18 protein-coding genes are annotated in these 18,399 nt (G+C 60.1%); 8 read left to right on the top strand and 10 right to left on the bottom strand.

What is annotated here, in order from left to right:
- Positions 1-2 precede the first annotated feature (2 nt).
- The 3 genes from DFR40_RS05890 to DFR40_RS05900 are packed head-to-tail and all read right to left on the bottom strand — an operon-like array spanning position 3 to position 3,105.
- Positions 3-554, bottom strand: a complete 552-nt coding sequence (locus tag DFR40_RS05890) for an NADH-quinone oxidoreductase subunit B family protein (protein ID WP_121457566.1) — start codon at positions 552-554, stop codon at positions 3-5.
- Complete coding sequence (locus DFR40_RS05895; RefSeq protein ID WP_121457567.1) at positions 551-1,312, bottom strand: 2Fe-2S iron-sulfur cluster-binding protein; 762 nt, start codon at positions 1,310-1,312, stop codon at positions 551-553. The genes DFR40_RS05890 and DFR40_RS05895 overlap by 4 nt, the downstream gene beginning before the upstream one ends.
- Positions 1,309-3,105, bottom strand: coding sequence for an NAD(P)H-dependent oxidoreductase subunit E (locus DFR40_RS05900; RefSeq protein ID WP_245985615.1), 1,797 nt, complete (start codon positions 3,103-3,105; stop codon positions 1,309-1,311). Before DFR40_RS05900 ends, DFR40_RS05895 begins: the two co-directional genes overlap by 4 nt.
- Positions 3,106-3,391: 286 nt before the next feature.
- Between DFR40_RS05900 and DFR40_RS17470 the strand changes: the two genes are divergently transcribed.
- The 8 genes from DFR40_RS17470 (at position 3,392) to DFR40_RS05935 (ending at position 11,696) form a co-directional block, all read left to right on the top strand.
- Positions 3,392-3,517, top strand: coding sequence for a hypothetical protein (locus DFR40_RS17470; protein WP_281270056.1), 126 nt, complete (start codon positions 3,392-3,394; stop codon positions 3,515-3,517).
- Positions 3,514-4,302: an enoyl-ACP reductase FabI gene (gene fabI / locus DFR40_RS05905; RefSeq protein WP_121457880.1), complete on the top strand. Its 789-nt coding sequence runs from the start codon at positions 3,514-3,516 to the stop codon at positions 4,300-4,302. Before DFR40_RS17470 ends, fabI begins: the two co-directional genes overlap by 4 nt.
- Positions 4,303-4,387: 85 nt before the next feature.
- Positions 4,388-4,966 carry a hypothetical protein gene (locus DFR40_RS05910; protein ID WP_121457569.1) on the top strand — a complete coding sequence of 193 codons (579 nt, stop codon included), beginning with the start codon at positions 4,388-4,390 and terminating at the stop codon, positions 4,964-4,966.
- A 31-nt stretch (positions 4,967-4,997) separates the two neighbouring features.
- Complete coding sequence (locus tag DFR40_RS05915) at positions 4,998-5,480, top strand: hypothetical protein (protein WP_121457570.1); 483 nt, start codon at positions 4,998-5,000, stop codon at positions 5,478-5,480.
- Positions 5,481-5,508: 28 nt separating this feature from the next.
- Positions 5,509-6,927, top strand: coding sequence for a bifunctional enoyl-CoA hydratase/phosphate acetyltransferase (locus DFR40_RS05920; protein WP_121457571.1), 1,419 nt, complete (start codon positions 5,509-5,511; stop codon positions 6,925-6,927).
- The gene (locus tag DFR40_RS05925; protein ID WP_121457572.1) at positions 6,924-8,114 is read left to right on the top strand and encodes an acetate/propionate family kinase; all 1,191 of its coding nucleotides are present in this window, start codon (positions 6,924-6,926) and stop codon (positions 8,112-8,114) included. The genes DFR40_RS05920 and DFR40_RS05925 overlap by 4 nt, the downstream gene beginning before the upstream one ends.
- 200 nt (positions 8,115-8,314) lie before the next feature.
- Positions 8,315-11,209 (top strand): adenosylcobalamin-dependent ribonucleoside-diphosphate reductase, encoded by a 2,895-nt coding sequence (locus tag DFR40_RS05930; RefSeq protein ID WP_121457573.1) that lies wholly within the window; start codon positions 8,315-8,317, stop codon positions 11,207-11,209.
- A gap of 187 nt (positions 11,210-11,396) precedes the next feature.
- The gene (locus DFR40_RS05935) at positions 11,397-11,696 is read left to right on the top strand and encodes a DUF3579 domain-containing protein (RefSeq protein WP_121457574.1); all 300 of its coding nucleotides are present in this window, start codon (positions 11,397-11,399) and stop codon (positions 11,694-11,696) included.
- A gap of 85 nt (positions 11,697-11,781) precedes the next feature.
- On the opposite strand, the gene rpsT is transcribed toward DFR40_RS05935, so the two are convergent.
- From rpsT to DFR40_RS05970, 7 genes are all read right to left on the bottom strand, one after another.
- Entirely contained in the window at positions 11,782-12,057 is a 276-nt protein-coding gene (rpsT, locus tag DFR40_RS05940) for a 30S ribosomal protein S20 (RefSeq protein ID WP_121457575.1), read from the bottom strand.
- A gap of 66 nt (positions 12,058-12,123) precedes the next feature.
- Positions 12,124-12,537 carry a type IV pilin protein gene (locus DFR40_RS17475; protein WP_121457576.1) on the bottom strand — a complete coding sequence of 138 codons (414 nt, stop codon included), beginning with the start codon at positions 12,535-12,537 and terminating at the stop codon, positions 12,124-12,126.
- A 25-nt stretch (positions 12,538-12,562) separates the two neighbouring features.
- Positions 12,563-13,063: a pilus assembly PilX family protein gene (locus tag DFR40_RS05950; RefSeq protein ID WP_170160166.1), complete on the bottom strand. Its 501-nt coding sequence runs from the start codon at positions 13,061-13,063 to the stop codon at positions 12,563-12,565.
- 10 nt (positions 13,064-13,073) lie between these two features.
- A complete protein-coding gene (locus DFR40_RS05955; protein ID WP_170160167.1) occupies positions 13,074-13,877 on the bottom strand; it encodes a PilW family protein in 804 nt (267 codons plus the stop codon).
- On the bottom strand, positions 13,877-14,401 hold the full coding sequence (gene pilV / locus DFR40_RS05960) for a type IV pilus modification protein PilV (protein ID WP_121457579.1): 525 nt from the start codon (positions 14,399-14,401) through the stop codon (positions 13,877-13,879). Before pilV ends, DFR40_RS05955 begins: the two co-directional genes overlap by 1 nt.
- 10 nt (positions 14,402-14,411) lie before the next feature.
- On the bottom strand, positions 14,412-14,918 hold the full coding sequence (locus DFR40_RS05965; protein WP_121457580.1) for a GspH/FimT family pseudopilin: 507 nt from the start codon (positions 14,916-14,918) through the stop codon (positions 14,412-14,414).
- Positions 14,918-18,358 (bottom strand): pilus assembly protein, encoded by a 3,441-nt coding sequence (locus DFR40_RS05970; protein ID WP_121457881.1) that lies wholly within the window; start codon positions 18,356-18,358, stop codon positions 14,918-14,920. Before DFR40_RS05970 ends, DFR40_RS05965 begins: the two co-directional genes overlap by 1 nt.
- Between the last annotated feature and the right edge of the window lie 41 nt (positions 18,359-18,399).

An 18,399-nucleotide genomic window follows, 5' to 3' on the forward strand; every position in this document is an offset into this window, starting at 1 on the left:
GTTCAGTCGAATTTGAGCAGGGGATGCTCGATCCGGGGCGTGCGCCCGGTCAGCAGGTCGGTCATGAACTTCCAGATGGTGTCGCCGGAGGGCGGACAGCCGGGCAGGAAGTAATCGACACGGACGATCTCGTTGATCGGATAGACCTTGTCGAGCAGCAGCGGCAGCTCCGGGTCGTTCGGGATCGCGGTCGAGCCGTCCGGCGTGCGATAGACCTGCTGCAGGCACTGGCCGACGTCGAGATGGTTGCGCTGCGCCGGCAGACCGCCATTGACCGCGCAGGCGCCGAGGGCAACGACCATCTTCGAATTGGCGCGCAGCTCGCGCAGGACATGGACGTTCTCGGCGTTGCAGACACCGCCCTCGACCAGCGCGACGTCGCAACGCTGGCTGCAATGCTTGATGTCGGTGATCGGCGAACGGTCGAAATCGACCAGTGCGGCGAGTTCGAGCAGGCGCTCGTCGATGTCGAGGAAGGACATGTGGCAGCCGAAGCAGCCGGACAGCGAAGCGGTGGCGACGCGCAACTTGCGCGGGGTCAGCGGTGCATTCATTTGACGAGCTCCTCGGTCACCGGAACGATCGGAATGTGTCGCCGGGCCAGATAATCGACCTGCCGGCTGATCGGCGCCGCGTCGAACTGGCGCTGGCCGATCGGCACCGCGTAGCCGACCCGCTTGGGCAGGATCGCGCCGACTGGACAGACGTGCGCGGCACGGTCGTCGATCGACAGTTCGCTGTCGCCGAGCAATCCGCTCGGCGAATTGACGACGATCCTCGACTCGGCGCCCCGGCCGGCGAGCATGAACACCGACTTGCCGTCGAGGTCGCGGCTGGCGCGGACGCACAACTCGCACATCACGCAGCGGTTGAGGTCGAGCCAGACGTCGGGATGCGTGGTATCGACCGGACGCGCCGGAAAAGCGTGGCGGAAGTGCGGGGTCAGCATCTCGAGATCGTAGGCCAGGGCCTGCAGCTGGCAGTTGCCGCTCTTCTCGCAGCCGGGGCAGAAGTGGTTGCCCTCGACGAAAAGCATCTGCAGCAACACCCGGCGGCGGTCGTTGAGGGCCGGCGAGTTGTTCTCGACCTCGATCCCCGGCATCGCTTTCTGGGTGCAGGCCGAACCGTTGCGGCCGTTGACCACGACCGTGCACAGCTTGCAACTGCCGTGCGGGGTCAGCTCCGGATGGTGGCAGAGGTGCGGAATATAGACGCCGGCGGCGAGCGCCGCCTCGAGGATGGTCTGGCCGGGCGTGAAGGCGATGCGCTGGCCGTCGATGGAAAAGCTGTTGGCGCTGCTGATGTCGCTCATGCTTCCTCTCCGAGGTGGGCGGCCGCGTCGTCGCGGCCGGTCAGTTCACGGGCGCGGGCCAGGGCCGCGTCGAGATCGAAGGCCGGCACGAAATCGGTTTCGGCCAGCCGGCGCTCATACGCCGGGCGGAACTTCTGCACGGTATCGGCGACCGCGTTGCCGGCCGTCTGGCCGAGACCGCAATGACTGCCGGGCTTGAGCACCTGCTGCAGGCGCAGCAATTCGTTCATCTCGTACTGGGTACCGCGGCCGTCGGCGATCTTGTCCATGATGTTCTTGAGCAGGCTGGTGCCGACCCGGCACGGCGTACAGAAGCCGCAGGACTCATGGGCGAAGAAATGCGAGAAATTGCGGGCGACCTCGAACATGTCGCGCTGCTTGCCGAAAATCATGAACGAACCGGCGGTGGGGACATCCTCGAAGGCGATGCGCCGGCCGAACTCGCGCTCCGACAGGCAGACACCGGAAGCGCCACTGATCTGGACGGCGATCGCTTCCTGGGCGCCGCAATCCTCGAGCACCTGGGCGATGCGCACGCCGAAGGCGTACTCGTAGAGGCCAGGCCGCTCGCAATCGCCGGAAACCGACAGGATCTTGGTCCCGGTCGACTGCTTGGTGCCGATCGCCTCGTACCAGGCCCCGCCGTGGATCGCGATCTCGGTCACCTTGGACAGGGTCTCGACGTTGTTGACCACGGTCGGCTGGCCCATGTAGCCCGAGGTCACCGGGAAAGGCGGACGCACCCGGGGGCGTCCGGCCTTGCCCTCGAGCGATTCGATCAGCGCCGTTTCCTCGCCGCAGACATAGGCGCCGGCACCGAGGTGGATCTCGATGTCGAAATCGAAGCCGGCGACGCCGCCGATGCTGCGCCCGAGCAGGCCGGCGCTGCGCATCCCGGCGAGGTAGGCTTCGAGTTGCGGCAGCAGGTAGAGGTATTCGCCGCGCAGGTAGAGAAAGCCCTGGCTGGCACCGACCACGTAGGCGGCGATGGCCATGCCCTCGAAGACGCGGCCGGCGTACGACTGCAGCAGCACGCGGTCCTTGAAGGTACCTGGTTCGCCTTCGTCGGCATTGCAGACGATGTAGCGGGTGTCGCCGTTCGCGTTGCGACAGGCATCCCACTTCACTGCCGTGGTGAAGCCGGCGCCGCCGCGCCCGCGCAGGTTCGACAGTTTCATTTCGCCGAGCATGCCGTCACGACCGCGGGCAATCGCCGCGTGTACCGCCTTGCCGGGTTCGTGCGGCGTGCCGAGCAGCATGTCGGCGCGATGGATGTTGTCCTCGACGACGAAGAACTCGGCCGGCCACTGGCTGAGCGGCACCTTGCCGCGGACGAGGTCGCAGATCTCGTCGACCCGGCGCGGCGTCATCCGGGTGATCGTCCGGTTGTTGACCAGAATCGCCGGCCCCTGGTCGCACATCCCGGTGCACGAGGTGTAATCGACACTGACCAGGCCGTCATCCGAAACCTTGCCCGGTTCCAGGCGCAGGCGCTTGAGCATGTGCTCGAACAATGCCTGGTTGCCGGCCATCCGGTCGGTGATGTTGTCCGAGAACAGAATCCGGTAGCGCCCCCGGTTCTCGCGATAGAAAAAGGCGTAGAAATCGCGCGTGCTCTTCACCTGCGCATACGAGATGCGCAGGCGCTCGGCCAGCCAGGCGGCGGTTTCGTCGGAAATGAAATCGGCCACTTCCTGGACTTCGCGCAGGATCTGGACCAGGCGATCGGGGCGCGCACGATGTCGTAACAAGATGGGCTCGATCAGGTTGGCAAGCTCGGTAGAGACGAACACGGTTGGCATCCCCAGGCAGAAAGACCCCAGTACTTTAGTGGTTTGCCGACAGGACAATTTGCGCTGGGTCAACAAAATGCCATCCGGAAACCTTTCTGAAAGAAAACCCGAAAACACGCACAAGACCTTGAAAACGATAGGGTTTATCCCCACACGACAGCAACGCCGATGGCATTTTTTGTGCACTACAGCAACAGTGTTACAAGGCAGCACCAGGCGCTCCCCGAAACCTCGCGCCGGCACCGGGAAAAAGCCATGTTTTCCGCATCACAAAACGGAAATGCACATGCTGGAAACTGGCGCTCGCCTGACCATGCCGCTGCGCTGCCGGAAACGTGATAATCTGGCGCAAATGGTGCAATGCAGCAGCAGACCGAATTTTTCCAAACAACTTCGCAAGGAAGCAGCATGAACTCCACCACCGCCTCCGCCGCCCTCCCGCTCGCCGGCAAGAAGGGCCTGATCACCGGCATCGCCAACGACAAGTCGATCGCCTACGCGGTCGCCAAGGCAATCGTCGCCCTCGGCGGCGAAATCGCCATCACCTACCAGAACGAAAAGACCGCCAAGTACACCCAGCCGCTGGCCGAGGCGCTCGGTGCCAAGCTGTTCCTCAAGCTCGACGTTGCCGAGGAAGGCAGTCTCGAAGGCGTCATCGCCCAATGCGGCGAGGCCTTCGGCGAAATCGACTTCGCCGTCCATTCGATGGCCTTCTGCAACGCCGACGACCTGCACGGCCGCGTCATCGACGCCTCCGAAGCCGGCTTCGATTCGGCGATGAACGTCTCCTGCCACAGCTTCCTGCGCATGGCCAAGGCGCTCGAGCCGCTGATGGCCCACGGCGGTTCGCTGATCACCATGTCCTACCTCGGCGCCGAGCGCGTCGTGCGCAACTACGGCGTCATGGGCATCATCAAGGCGGCGCTCGAATCGGCCGTCCGCTACATGGCCTACGACCTCGGCCCCAAGGGCATCCGCGTCTTCGCCGTATCGCCCGGCCCGATCATGACGCGGGCGGCTTCCGGCATCGCCAACTTCAACAACCTGCTCGATTCCGACGCCCAGAAGGCGCCGCTCGGTCGCACCGTGACCATCGACGAAGTCGGCGCCCTGACCGCCTTCCTGTGCACCTCGGGCTCCTCGGGGATGACCGGGCAGACGATCTACGTCGACGCCGGCGCCCACATCGTCGCCTGATTCGCCTTCCCTTGCCGCAGGTCAAGGCGTCCGGCCCTGACCTGCCCTAGGCTGGCAGAACTTTCGTCCCGCCGAGGAGAAGCTCATGGCCGACAACCCCGCCACGATCATTCCCGACCCCGTCCCCGATCATCCGCTGCTCAAGGGCAGGCGGGAGATCGGGCGCGGCGAGAGCACCATCGTCGTCGAAGGCGACACCGTCGACGGCCAGGAACGGGTCTTCAAGATCCTCTCCTCGCCGACCGACTATGCTTACTACACGGCGCCGGACCGCCCGACCGGCCGCCATTTTCCGATCGTCTTCGCCGACCACGGGACGGCCGGCCGCTCCAGCCGCGGCTTTCCCTTCCACATCGTCGAGGTCGAGCGTCTCTATCCGCTGCCTGGCAGCGGCGAAACGGCCGAGGTCGCGACCAAGATCTCGACCGCCTATTTCGATGCCTGCATGATGTGGCGCAACCTGGCCCAGGACATGGGCCGGATCGCCCTGCACCACCTCACCGCGACACCGATGGGCTGGGCCGATACCGTGCGCGAGTCGCTGCAGGCACTGGAAACCTTCTCCGGCGAATACGGCGCCCTGCCCGACCTGATCAAGGCCGACAACCTGATGATGCGCAAGGATGGCACGCTGGTCTTTTCCGACCCGGTCTTCATGGAATGAAAAATCGCCTTTTTTGCCGGTCGACCGTCAAATGACCATCAACCACGTCTTCTACACCTCGCGCAAGCTCGCCGAATCGCTGCAGGGCAACCCCTACATGGCGGTGATCTCGATCACCGATCCGACCACCCCGGAAGCGCGGCTCGACCCGCTGTTCCGCCATGTGCTGCGCCTCTCCTTCTTCGACGCGGTGCCGGCCGACGAATTCCAGCCGACGCTGCCCGGCCTGTTCGACCGCACGATGGCCCGCCAGATCGACGCCTTCGTCCGCGAAATCCAGGCGGCGCCCTTCGCCTTGTCGATGATGGTCCATTGCGAGTACGGCGTCAGCCGCTCGGCGGCAGTCGCGCTGTTCGTCGAGGCCGTTTCCGGCGCCCCGCTGGAAGCCCGCGAATTCACCTACGAAGCCAACCCGTGGGTGGTGGACACGCTGCAGGCGCTGCACCCCGAAATTTCCATCGACGTCCCGACGCCGGACGCTGCGCGCGAACGCCGCAACGCCGCCCGGGCCTGAGCCCATTCCTCATCCCAGGGAGCCCACCATGTCCGAGACCAGCGAAGCCCGCTATCTCACCAACAAGACCTACGCCGAGATCGCCGTCGGCGACAGCGCCAGCCTGACGCGCACGCTGATGCCGGAAGACGTCAAGCTGTTCGCGATCCTGACCGGCGACGTCAATCCGGCGACGATCGACCCGAAGTACTCGGAAAGCGGCATGTTCCGCGAAGCCATCGCCCACGGCATGTGGAGCGGCTCGCTGATCTCGACCGTGCTGGCGACGCAGTTTCCCGGGCCGGGCACGATCCTGGTCGACCAGTCGCTGCATTTCGCCCGGCCGGTGACCATCGGCGACCGCATCGTCATCACCGTCACCGTCCGCCAGAAGTTCGATCACAACCAGCACATCCTGTTCGACTGCGTATGCACCAACCAGGAAGGCCTGCCGGTGGTGCGCGGCACCGCCGAGGTCCTGGCACCGACCGAGAAGGTCTCGCAACTGCAGGAAGGCCATCTGCCGGCCATCCACATCGACGACAAGCACGCCCGCTACACCCAGCTGCTGTCGCGGGTGAAAGGGCTGGAGCCGATTCCCACCGCAGTCGCCCACCCGTGCGATCTGGAATCGCTGAAGGGACCGGTGCAGGCGTTCCAGGCCGGGATCATCGAACCCATCCTGGTCGGCCCGGAGAACAAGATCCGTGCCGTCGCCGAGGAATTCCGCATCGACCTGTCCGGCATCCGCATCGTCAATGCCGCGCACAGCCATGACTCGGCGGCGCTCGCCGTATCGCTGGTCAAGACCGGCGATGCCGAGGCGTTGATGAAGGGCAGCCTGCACACCGACGAGCTGATGAGCGAGGTCGTCGCCCGCGCCAACGGCCTGCGCACCAACCGCCGGATCAGCCACGTCTTCCTGATGGACGTGCCGACCTACCACCGGCCGCTGCTGATCACCGACGCGGCGATCAACATCGCACCGACCCTGGAAGAGAAGGTCGACATCATCCAGAACGCCATCGACCTCGCCCACGTGCTCGGCATTCCCGAACCCAAGGTGGCGATCCTGTCGGCGGTCGAGACGGTCAATCCGAAAATCGAATCGACGTTGCACGCGGCGGCGCTGTGCAAGATGGCCGACCGCGGCCAGATCAAGGGCGGCATCCTCGACGGCCCGCTCGCCTTCGACAACGCGGTCTCGATCGTCGCCGCCAAGACCAAGGGCATCAAGTCGGCCGTCGCCGGCCATGCCGAAATCCTCGTCGTGCCCGACCTCGAATCCGGCAACATGGTGGCCAAGCAGCTCGAATACCTGGCCAACGCGCTGACCGCCGGCATCGTGCTCGGCACCAAGGTTCCCATCGTCCTGACCAGCCGCGCCGACACGGCCGAGACGCGTACCGCGTCCTGCGTGATCGCCGCCCTGGTCGCCCACGCCAAACGCGCCAAGGAAAACGCATGAGCCACACCAAGCAAGGCATCCTGACCATCAATGCCGGATCGTCGTCGATCAAGTTCGCCCTGTTCCCGCTCGCCCACCCAATCTCGCCCGAAGCCGAGGTCTCCGGCCAGATCGACGGGATCGGCACCAACGCCACCAAGCTGGTCGCCAAGAACCGCGCCGGCGAGCGCATCGCCGACCAGGCCATCGTCGGCGAAGCAGTCAGCCACACGCAGGCGCTCGATGCGATGCTGCAGTGGTTCCTCGCCACCTACACCGGCTGGCAGATCGTCAGCGTCGGTCATCGCGTGGTACACGGCGGCGACCGCTACTCGGCGCCGATCGTCGTCGACGAGACGGTGCTCGGCCACCTCGAAAGCTTCATCCCGCTGGCGCCGCTGCACGAACCGCACAACGTCGCCGGGATCAAGGCCCTGCAGGCGCTGCTGCCGGAAGTGCCGCAAGTGGCCTGCTTCGACACTGCCTTCCACCGCAGCCAGCCGGAAGTGGCCCAGCTTTTTGGCCTGCCACGGGCGTTGACCGCAGAAGGCATCAAGCGCTACGGCTTCCACGGCCTGTCCTACGAGTACATCGCGCGGGCGCTGCCGCAGCATTCGCACCGTGCCGACGGCCGTGTCGTCGTCGCCCACCTCGGCAACGGCGCCAGCATGGCGGCGATGGTCAACCGCAAATGCGTCGCGACGACGCTCGGCTTCTCGACCATCGACGGTCTGATGATGGGTACCCGCTGCGGCAACCTCGACCCCGGCCTGGTCCTCCACCTGATGGAAACCAAGGGGCTCTCGGTCAAGGACATGACCCGCATCCTCTACAAGGAATCCGGCCTGCTCGGCGTCTCCGGCATCAGCCAGGACATGCGCACGCTGCTGGCGAGCAGCAAGCCGGAAGCCCGCGAGGCGGTCGACCTGTTCTGCTACCGCATCGCCCGCGAACTCGGCTCGCTCGCCGCCGCAGCCGGCGGCATCGACGCCCTGGTGTTCACCGGCGGCATCGGCGAACATGCTGCCGAGGTTCGCCGCCGCGTCTGCCTGCAGGCGGAATGGCTGGGCATCCGCGTCAATCCGGAAGCCAATGCCCGCCACGACGTGGTCATCAGCGCCGGCAACAGCAACGTCGACGTCCTGGTCGTCCCGACCAACGAGGAGTGGATGATGGCCCACCACGCACAAACGCTGTTGGCCCTTTAACAAATCTTTTTTGCCCCTCGGCCCCGCCGGCGAAAGTTGGCGGGGCCTTGTTTTTTCGGGCTTTTCCGGGGCATGACGACGGCACTTTCCGGCGATGCAGAAAACACTGCATGTAGTCAACGTATTGCCGCCACCCACTATATCTAGTAGATTCCCTCCCCAGCCAGCAACCCTACAAGATCTGCAGAGAGGAGTCTTCAATGAGCAAAATCGCCGAGCAGCTGTCACTGACCGACATTCCAGCGCCGCCGCAATTCGCCCCGCTGCCGGAGCAGGAAATCTCCGGCGAGGTGCTTGTTGAAAAGTACGCGAAGGGCAAGGAAACCAATGTCCACGACGTGCGCAAGCGCGTCGCCTGGGCGCTCGCCCAGGTCGAGCAGGAAGCCGACCGCGCCCACTGGGAAGGCAAGTTCCTGTGGGCCCAGGAAAACGGCTTCATCCCCGCCGGCCGGATCAACTCCGCCGCCGGCACCGACCTGCAGGCGACGCTGATCAACTGCTTCGTGCAGCCGGTCGGCGATTCGATCGTCGAGAACGTCGATGGCCGCCCCGGCATCTACACTGCGCTGGCCCAGGCCGCCGAAACCATGCGCCGCGGGGGCGGCGTCGGTTACGACTTCTCCTCGATCCGGCCGCAGGGCGCCCGCGTCAAGGGCACGCAATCGCGTGCTTCCGGCCCGGTCTCGTACATGCGCGTCTTCGACCGCTCCTGCGAAACCGTCGAATCCGCCGGCGCCCGCCGCGGTGCCCAGATGGGCGTGCTGCGCTGCGACCATCCGGATATCGAGGAATTCATCCACGCCAAGGACAAGGGCGACCTGACCAACTTCAACATCTCGATCGGCGTCACCGACGCCTTCATGGAAGCCGTCGACACCGACGGCGATGTCGAGCTGGCCCACCGCGCCGAGCCCAACGCCGACATGAAGTCGGCCGGCGCCTACCAGCGCGACGACGGCACCTGGGTCTACCGCAAGGTGCGCGCCCGTGACCTGTGGGATCAGGTGATGAAGTCCACCTACGACCACGCCGAACCGGGCATCCTGTTCCTCGACCGGATGAACAAGGACAACAACCTCAATTACTGCGAAGTGATCGAGGCCACCAACCCCTGCGCGGAACAACCGCTGCCGCCCTACGGCTGCTGCTGCCTCGGCTCGATCAACCTGACGCTGTTCGTCCGCGACGCCTTCTCCGACGCCGCCAGTTTCGATTTCGACGCCTTCGCCGAAGTCGTCCGTGTGTCCACCCGGATGCTCGACAACGTCCTCGATGCGACCCACTGGCCGCTCGAGCGCCAGGCCCAGGAAGCCGCCAACAAGCGCCGCGTCGGCCTCGGCTTCACCGGCCTCGGCGACGCCCTGGCGATGCTCCGCCTGCGCTACGACAAGACCGAAGCACGCGCCATGGCCTCGCGGATCAGCGAGTTCATGCGCGACACCGCCTACCTGTACTCGGTCGAGATGGCCAAGGAACGCGGCGCCTTCCCGCTGTTCAACGCCGAGCTCTACCTGTCCGGCGGCAACTTCGCCTCGCGCCTGCCGGCCGAGGTCAAGGCGGAAATCCGCAAGCATGGCCTGCGCAACTCCCACCTGCTGTCGATCGCGCCGACCGGCACCATTTCGCTGGCCTTCGCCGACAACGCCTCGAACGGCATCGAGCCGCCGTTCTCCTGGACCTATAACCGCAAGAAGCGGATGCAGGACGGCACGATCAAGGAATACTCGGTCGAGGATTACGCCTGGCGCCTGTACAAGCATCAGGGTGGCGACGTCAGCAAGCTGCCGGATTACTTCGTGACGGCCCTGGAAATCTCGGCCAAGGCCCACGCCGACATGGTTGCCGCCGTCGCGCCGTACATCGACACCTCGATCTCGAAGACGGTCAACGTCCCCGCCGACTATCCGTACGAAGACTTCCAGGATCTCTACATGCAGGCCTGGAAGGCCGGCCTCAAGGGCCTGGCCACCTACCGCCCGAACAGCGTCCTCGGCTCGGTCCTGTCGGTCGAACCGACCAAGGAAGCTGCGCCGAGCGACGACAGCAAGTCGCCGCAGGATTTCGTCTCCGACGCCAACCGTCGCCTGTCGATCAAGAACCTGCCGGCACCGGTGCTCTCCAGCCTGCGCTGGCCGGGCCGCCCGAGCCTGCCGGAAGGCAACCTGTGCTGGACCTACATGGTCGACTCGCCGATCGGCAAGTTCGCGCTCTTCGTCGGTCACGTCGAGCAGGAAGGCCACGCCTGGCCGTTCGAAGTCTGGGCCAACGGCCCGGCCGAACCGCGCGGCCTCGGCGCCGTCGCCAAGACGCTGTCGATGGACATGCGGGCCAACGACCACGGCTGGCTGGAAATGAAGCTCGAAGCCCTGGCCAAGACGCCGGGCGATGCCTTCGAAATGCACATGCCCCCGCACGGCGAAAAGAAGCGCATGCCGTCCGTCGTCTCGGCGATGGCCCAGGTCATCCACTGGCGTGTCGAACAACTCGGCGCACTCGGCCATGACGGCCCGACGCCGGTCAAGGATGCGCTGTTCTCGACCAAGGAACCGAAGACCGGCACCGACGGCACGCTGTCCTGGACCGTCGATGTAAACAATCCCTCGACCGGCGAGGACTTCGTCCTCGGCCTGAAGGAAATCACCCTGCCCGACGGCGTCACCCGCCCCTACTCGATGTGGCTCTCGGGCAACTACCCGCGCGCCCTCGACGGCCTGTGCAAGCTGCTCTCGCTCGACATGCGCGTGATCGACCCGGCCTGGATCGGCATGAAGCTGCGCAAGCTGCTCGACTATTCCGAGCCGCTCGGCGATTTCATGGCCTTCGTCCCCGGCTCGCGCAAGCAGCAGACCTGGCCGTCCACGGTGGCCTACATTGCCCAGTTGATCATCCACCGCTACGCGATGCTCGGCGTGCTCGACGAGGCAGGCTTCCCGCTGCAGCAGATGGGCATTCTCGAAGCGCCCGAAGACACCACCAGCAACAAGGTGCTGCCGACCCAGGGCAAGCTGTGCGGCGAATGCGGCAACCACACGATGATCCGCAAGGACGGCTGCGATTTCTGCACCGCCTGCGGCGCCGTCGGCACCTGCGGCTGATCGGCAGGAAAACCCGCAAAAAGGCCCATCGACCACGCCGGTCGATGGGCCTTTTTCATGTCCGGAAAACCCGGCGAGGACAGCCTGCGGGGCTGTTCGCCAAGTTTAGCAATTATGGTAAGACCACCCGCTTCTGCTAGAATGCAGCGACACGCAAGGTCGCATACCCATAAGCGCAGAGTACACAATGACAACTCAAGAATCGACCACCTTCATCATCATCGGCGTCACCAGGGAAGGCAGGAAATTTCGCCCGAGCGACTGGGCCGAGCGCCTCTGCGGCGTGATGTCGGCCTTCGGTGCGGAACGCAAGATGAAGTACTCACCCTACGTCGGCCCGGGCGACTTCAACGGCGACAAGGCGGTTTTCGTCGATGGCCGGCTCGGCGAAATTGAACCGATGGCCTACCGTTTCATGCTCAACTTCGCCCAGGACAACGACCTGCAGATCATCGACGGCGTCTGCTCGCTGGACGACAGAAAATAAGGGAATTTTGCGGTCGACCGCAAAATTCCGGCAAAAACAAAAAAGGCGCCCGCAGGCGCCATTTTTACGGGATCAGCTGGCTTGATCAGGCAGCAGCAACACCCAGCGCCTTGATCTGGGCGGACAGACGGCTCTTGGTGCGAGCCACGGCGTTTTTGTGAACGATCTGCTTGTCGGCGATCCGGTCGATCACCGAAACGGACTGCTGAAAGACGCTCTGGGCGGCGGCTTTGTCGCCGGCGACGATCGCCTTGCGCACGCTCTTGATCGCGGTACGCAGGGTCGAACGCAGGCTTGCGTTGTGGGCGCGCTGCTTGTCAGCTTGACGTGCGCGCTTGCGGGCTTGTGCGCTGTTGGCCATGAATAAAATCCAGATTAGTGTTGAATTAAGCCGGCGATTCTACCACAAGAAACAAAAAAACAATAGTCAATTCTTCCATTTTGCAGCAGGCGAACGTGCACCAGTACTGTCGAGCGTCAAGTTCCCATCGGCGGCTTGGCTACTTCCAGAAGTCACGGTTGCAGTCACAGTAAACACCCCGGTACCAGCATTGACCGCACAAGAAATCGCGTAGGGCAAGCCCTGCTGAGTTGCTGGCGCAGTACCACCGCAAGTCGTACCTCCAGCAGCCGTCGCATAACGGCCGTTAGCTGTGAAATAACGCTCCATCGACTGGCTATATTCAACAAGAATCCTTTGCGCATCAGTACGCCGCGATTTGACGAGATAGCTGTTGTAGGCCGGCAAAGCGACCGCCGCCAAAATTCCGAGAATAGCGACAACAAGCATCAACTCAATCAGGGTAAAGCCGCGCAATTTCTTAGTACTGACTGTCTTCATGATTTTGCTCTCAAAACCGCCCAGATCAAACCGGGCACACCCAAACGACCGTCTGCAAGACGACAACACCACCCGCTACTCCGACCCCCCGTCCCATCACACTATACGGAATACAATCCGAACGCGCTGTCCCTGTTGCTGGACTGGTAAGACTTCCCGAGGACAATTGGACAATTCTATAAGCTGCAGAGCCATTCTGCCCGGACGCCAATGTGGCATCAATCTTGTTTGCATCGCTCCAAGCATTCACCGATGCGAAAGCCGTTTGAGCAGTCGACGCCGAAGCTGACTTGTCGGAAGCAATTGCACAACCGGTCAAACAAGTGTCTGCATTCTCCATTAGCAACGACTTGCCTTGAATCAATGCTTGTTCGGCCGCCTGAAATGCTGCAGTACGATCCATATGACTACCTGAGGCACGCTCCCCGGAGACAGTAGACCTTACCGAACCAATCACGATTGCAGTCAGAATCGCTAATACCATCATCGAAAAAACAAGGGCAAACCCTCCCTGCAATCTGTTCATGACTAACACCTCAGAAATTTCGCAGTTGCGTCGTTGTCCGGAAAGTCCGATAGAGCCTGTTATCAGTCGCCGATCCGTTGATTGTTCCATTGCGGGCGCAGTTCGCAACCGCAGCCTTACTCCCCATCTCCGGTGCAATGTTCTCTGAGCGCAGAATCAAACAGATTTGCAATGCCATAACCTGATCAATTGTCACCCCATTCGGTAATGCACTGACGTAACTGTCAACTACACAATCACGGGTTTCGGCACCGCAACTAATCTCTGGCGCAGTCGGATTGGGGCCGGTATCAATACCATACAAGACTTGAAAATCGACCACTTCACTACCTAAACCGCCCCCGTTCGGAAAAGGGCCGACCCAATCCACGGCTGTATTTACATCCGTTGGCGCGGGGCAGGTTGGTGCGCTCCCTGCACTTCGACACTGCAAGCAACTGCCATTCCGTTCGATTACCAAAGACTGATTCCCCGTGCCGGCAATAACAGCTCCGGTGCAACCAAGCATAGAGCTATTGTCCGCCTGAAAACCAACGGTAAAGGATGTCGTCGAGGTTGCCGCAAGATATGCATTCCCAACCCCCCTAGCTTCACCTGGCGCATTACGAAAACCAGCCTGAGCCACCGCGCGCTGGATCATCTGCAGAACAAAACGCCCATCCTCCGTTAATCGGTTCTGCATTTGCAGCATTCTGTTCGCCTGCGAAGAGCTCAGGTAAAGTGCTCCGCCAGCCGATAACGCCACCAACGCTATCAACATCCCCACCATCAACTCGACCAAAGTCAGACCCGATTGCCGAAGCTGGTTGCTCATCATTCGATCACCGTTACGTAACTGAAATCAGGGGATGCCGACTTCCGGTCATCGGCCCAAGTAATGGTCAGGGTATAACGCAGCAACCCCGAGCCGGGGGTGTTAGCCACGTTAGATGCAGCCACTGACTGCAGAGTGAAGCGACCATTTGGCAATTGTTCGCGCAGAGCGCTATTCCACTCCCCCATCTCGGCAGCAACCCGGTAGCTCTGCCGGCCACCGCTCTGAGGCGTGCAAGTAACGGAGGCAGGACTCCCTGTAGACTGACTGCAGTTCGCAAAATTTGGGGGCAAAGCGAACGAAGCGTGCAACGCACCTGCTTCCATGACGATAAACGGAGAGCGGTTTGCCCTAATCCGATCTCCCAGATCCGCCGCCAAATCAGCTGCCACACTCCGATAGTGTGCGCTCTGAACCTGCGCCAAGGCACGCCCTTGCATCGCGGCAAGCCCCAACAGCCCCGAACCTAGTATGGCGACGGCAACCATCACTTCTATGAGAGACATACCGTGCTGTGATTTCATTCCTTCGCCCTCATGTGCACCTGGTTCCTGTATTAACCCGCTTGGCAGCGCGCCCTGAAACCGTCACTGCGATCTGCTGCTGATAACGCCCCGGAGAGCACAAATTGATGGTGGCTGCCGCTGCAACACTACCCAATGTTCCGGCAAAATTAATCGTTGTCTGGGCATAGGTCAGCGTCACATCGGATGAAATTGGCATTCGACGAAAAACCGTATTGCCATCCATAACCAGAATCCCCGATGACCAATCGGAGGCTGAAGTCGAACAAGCCGTTGCGGTATCCGGAGTTGTGGCCGGACATACAACAAAAGCTCTCCGCTGCTTTATGGCTTCCTGACGCGCCATACTCAGAAGAGCAACGATCTGATCGGTCTGTGCGGACAATTTGGCGTCACGATTCAAATTGATCATACCCGGTACCCCGACGAGCATGACAATCGCCACAATTGCCAATACGATCACCAATTCCGGCAAGGAAAAGCCCGCCCCCTGCCCAATCATGCGCCATCTGGTCATCACTTGATTTCCCGCCAGAGTGTTGTTTCTATCTTGACCCCAGCAGAAGAAGGCAAACCTGTATCACTCAAACAACCAGCCTGTCCTTGGACACAGGTGATGATCTTGCCTTTTCCATTCTGTACGGGCCGTCCAATCGACCTCCCTGTCGAAGTTCCAGAAGCGGCATTACCGGTATACACGGACATCGAATTTGCTTCCTGCATCGCAATCGAGGCCCCTGCATCGCCAAGCGAACCAGTAGTACCTGGGTCGGAAGTTCTTGTGGATTGCGAGATATAGCTCAATTCTGTCGGAATCCCATCCGTAGAAAAACCACTTACAAATGCCGTTCCTCCAGAAAATGCAACCTTATCTGCATCGGTAGATACACCATCAAGCTTTATATCCAGAAAACTGTACTGCCTTCCGGTATTGCTCGCTGTTACCGAGCCTGTTAGGGGATTCAACCCCATTACCCAGCCCTTCCCTCCCGGAACACACTTCTCGTCTGCAGCAGGTATTCCTGTGCCAAACAAAAGCTTATCCGTTAGTAATAACGGCGAACTCACCAAACGTTCAGTACTTTCCGGGAAATCGAGATACCAACCTTTTTTGGTATTTGTATCCGACGTCAAATCAAGCGCTTCCGTTGATATTTTTCGATAAGTCCCCGCGCGCTTTCCTGTCTCAGAAACACTCGCAGTAGCGACAATGGTACGCGGCAGCAACTGCATCCTCTGAATCGTTCCTGGTGCTGAAGTCATGTCGTCCAGAACAGCATAAAAACTCTGAACTTTCGTATCCGAACGATCAGCCTCGACCAAAAGCTTCCCGGTGCCAAACAACACCAAATTTCCCAACGCTGTACCATCCCCTGCATTTACTGGTGTTATCGCCGGCCTCTGAATGATCGGCTGACGGTTTCCCAAAGCATCAGTAGCAACAAATATTGGGGACGACGAGAAATTAAAGCTGGCTGGATTGCTTGACGTCAGATCGAAGCGCCAAAGATTTCCATTGACATCACCAGCATAAACATAATCCAGAACACCATCCTGGCCAAAATCAACACCTGCTGGAGAAGACAGCCCTTGGCTACCCGCAGGTAATACAATTTTCTTAAGTAAAACACCATCGCTGGCGCGAACTACATAAAGAGCAGAACTTTTGGAAGTGGTTTTCTGCCCCCCCGTCACCGTGTCATCAAAGTCGTTCTCGTAGCCATTGGCAAAAATCACAGCGGGAACGGCTGTAGTCGCCGATGTACGTACGTTGTAGATAATAGGAGCCCCAAAGGAATACCCCATTTGAGCCCCCTCGGTAATCGCGTCAGACCACTCCCATTTCACTGCATCAGTTGTTTTAGCGACCGACTCAGAACTTACATCAAGTGCAAAATATCCTTGCCCACCTTGAGCCAACCCTCCCACCAGCAAAGTTGTCCAATTTGAACCTAGTTTGACATCTGCCTGACGCAGAGGACCATTCACATGATAGACATGAGGCGTCCCGGCAGATTGCCCATAGTCCGTCTCTTTCAATGCAGCAAGGCGTGGGTACACCTGGGACGGGATATAGCCCATGATTTCATTCATCGAAGCAATGTTGAAACCATGCAGCATGCCGTCATTCGCTCCGACAAAAACCATTCCCCGCTGAGCATGGGTATTTTTGAAAGTCTCGTACGTTCCATCATTGGAATAGCCAGTTGGCGCGGTTACCGTTAAAGGACGCCCACCAATGATATCCCCAAGCAAACCATTTGTGCGGCGACGAAAACCAGAAATTGTTTCATCCCCGAGAATGAACTTTATGAGGTTATCTCGCGAAGTAGAATCGCTACCGAGCGCACTTAACTGAACGGCAGTCATGTTAGTTTTGTTGGCCGTGGTAAAATAGAAGGGAGTCACAGCCCCCGAGGCCGCTACTTTATTCGTTAACACTGAGCGTCCAGAAGAGGGAATCAGCGCTTTAGCAGGAGAGCAGGCAGTCCCTAAACTGGTACTGCTTCCCAATGTCGTAGACAACTCAAAACAGCGCAATTCACCATACCACCCCTTGGGATTAAAAACCGGCTGAAAAACCTTATTCCCAGAGGAAATCACATCCCCAGTCGTTGCAATACCCCCTGCATTTGACGTGATGTCGCCGATACTCGATATCGCATTGTTTAGCGAGTTCATAAGTTGAGTTTCATTATCGGCGCTGTAATATTTTCCACCGCCTGCTTTGGCAGCCGAAGGCAAAACCTGATTGGCCACCTTATAGCCAACCGTATAGGTATACATGTTCTGCAGGGCAAACTTCGGATCATCAAAACTCTTGCTGTCGAGATCCGTTCCCCCTTCCCTCAAATCCGCTCGATACGCATACATCGCTACATCGCGCAGAGCAGCTGGTCGATTTGAATCAGAACCAAAATCTCGACTACTGCCGTCCGATTCATACGTCGCAGGACAAGTCACATTGAACCCGTCATCAGCGGTGCTTGAAGCACTCTTGCATATCGAAAAAGATTTACTCACCGCACCACCGCTTTCGTTACGTGCGGTATAGGAAATGGAAGAAATCGTTGCGTTGTCATCCCCTCCCTTCTGACCAGAACCTGGTAAGTTCTGGTCATCCGTTGCATCACCATCAGTAATGACGATAGTGAAATTTTTCTGGCAACGATACTGAACAGGGCTGACATATCTCTTGGTGGTGTTATTCCAGCCAGGATTACTCGAGCCATAGCTCAATCCATATAGAGATGGACCTCCCTTGAAATACTGAGCGATTTCCAGCAGCCCTTCACCGAGCGGCGTTGCAGTTCTTCCGTTGATGGCATTAATCGCGTTAACCAAGGCATTACGTTCAGTATCGCTGGCAACCTCGCGAATCGGACTGCGCATCACGGCAGCCTGCCCCCGCTCATCATCGCCAATACTTGCCGCCTGATCCTGGAAAGAAAACAAACCGAATCGCAAATGCCTGTTCTGGTCTATCAAATTGACAGCAACTCGTTTGGCGACGCTCATTTTGGTCGAGGCCGTTGCGTCAATTGCATTGCGGTAAGCGGAACCGCTGTTGTATTCGTAAACACCACCGATGGTCAAACTTCGATCTATTTGGAAACGCGTGCCATTAACACACAGACTCCACAACCCTTCTTCGTTACCGCTAGCTGAAGACCAATTCGTCCAACCACTCCACCAGCCTCCGGAATAAGTTCGATAACGATATGATCCAGGCTGGGATCGAAGATTACAGATGTTCAGCCACATCCACTGATTCGATTCATTCTGCAACATACTGGCAGAAGTATCGATATAGAGCATGATGTTCGGCGTCACCGCAGTTGACATGGCAGGCGGCAGCGCCGGATATGGTTCTGCGGCATAAACCGAGGCAAGCGCATTAGGAAACGCCAAAAGCAAGGCCAGATAGGACTGTTTCAGACGGGGATTGCGTCGCATCGCAAGACTCCTTTGAGAACGACATTGGCAAATTCAACGGC

It is taken from the genome of Azonexus fungiphilus (genome assembly GCF_003634965.1).
GTDB lineage: Bacteria > Pseudomonadota > Gammaproteobacteria > Burkholderiales > Rhodocyclaceae > Azonexus > Azonexus fungiphilus.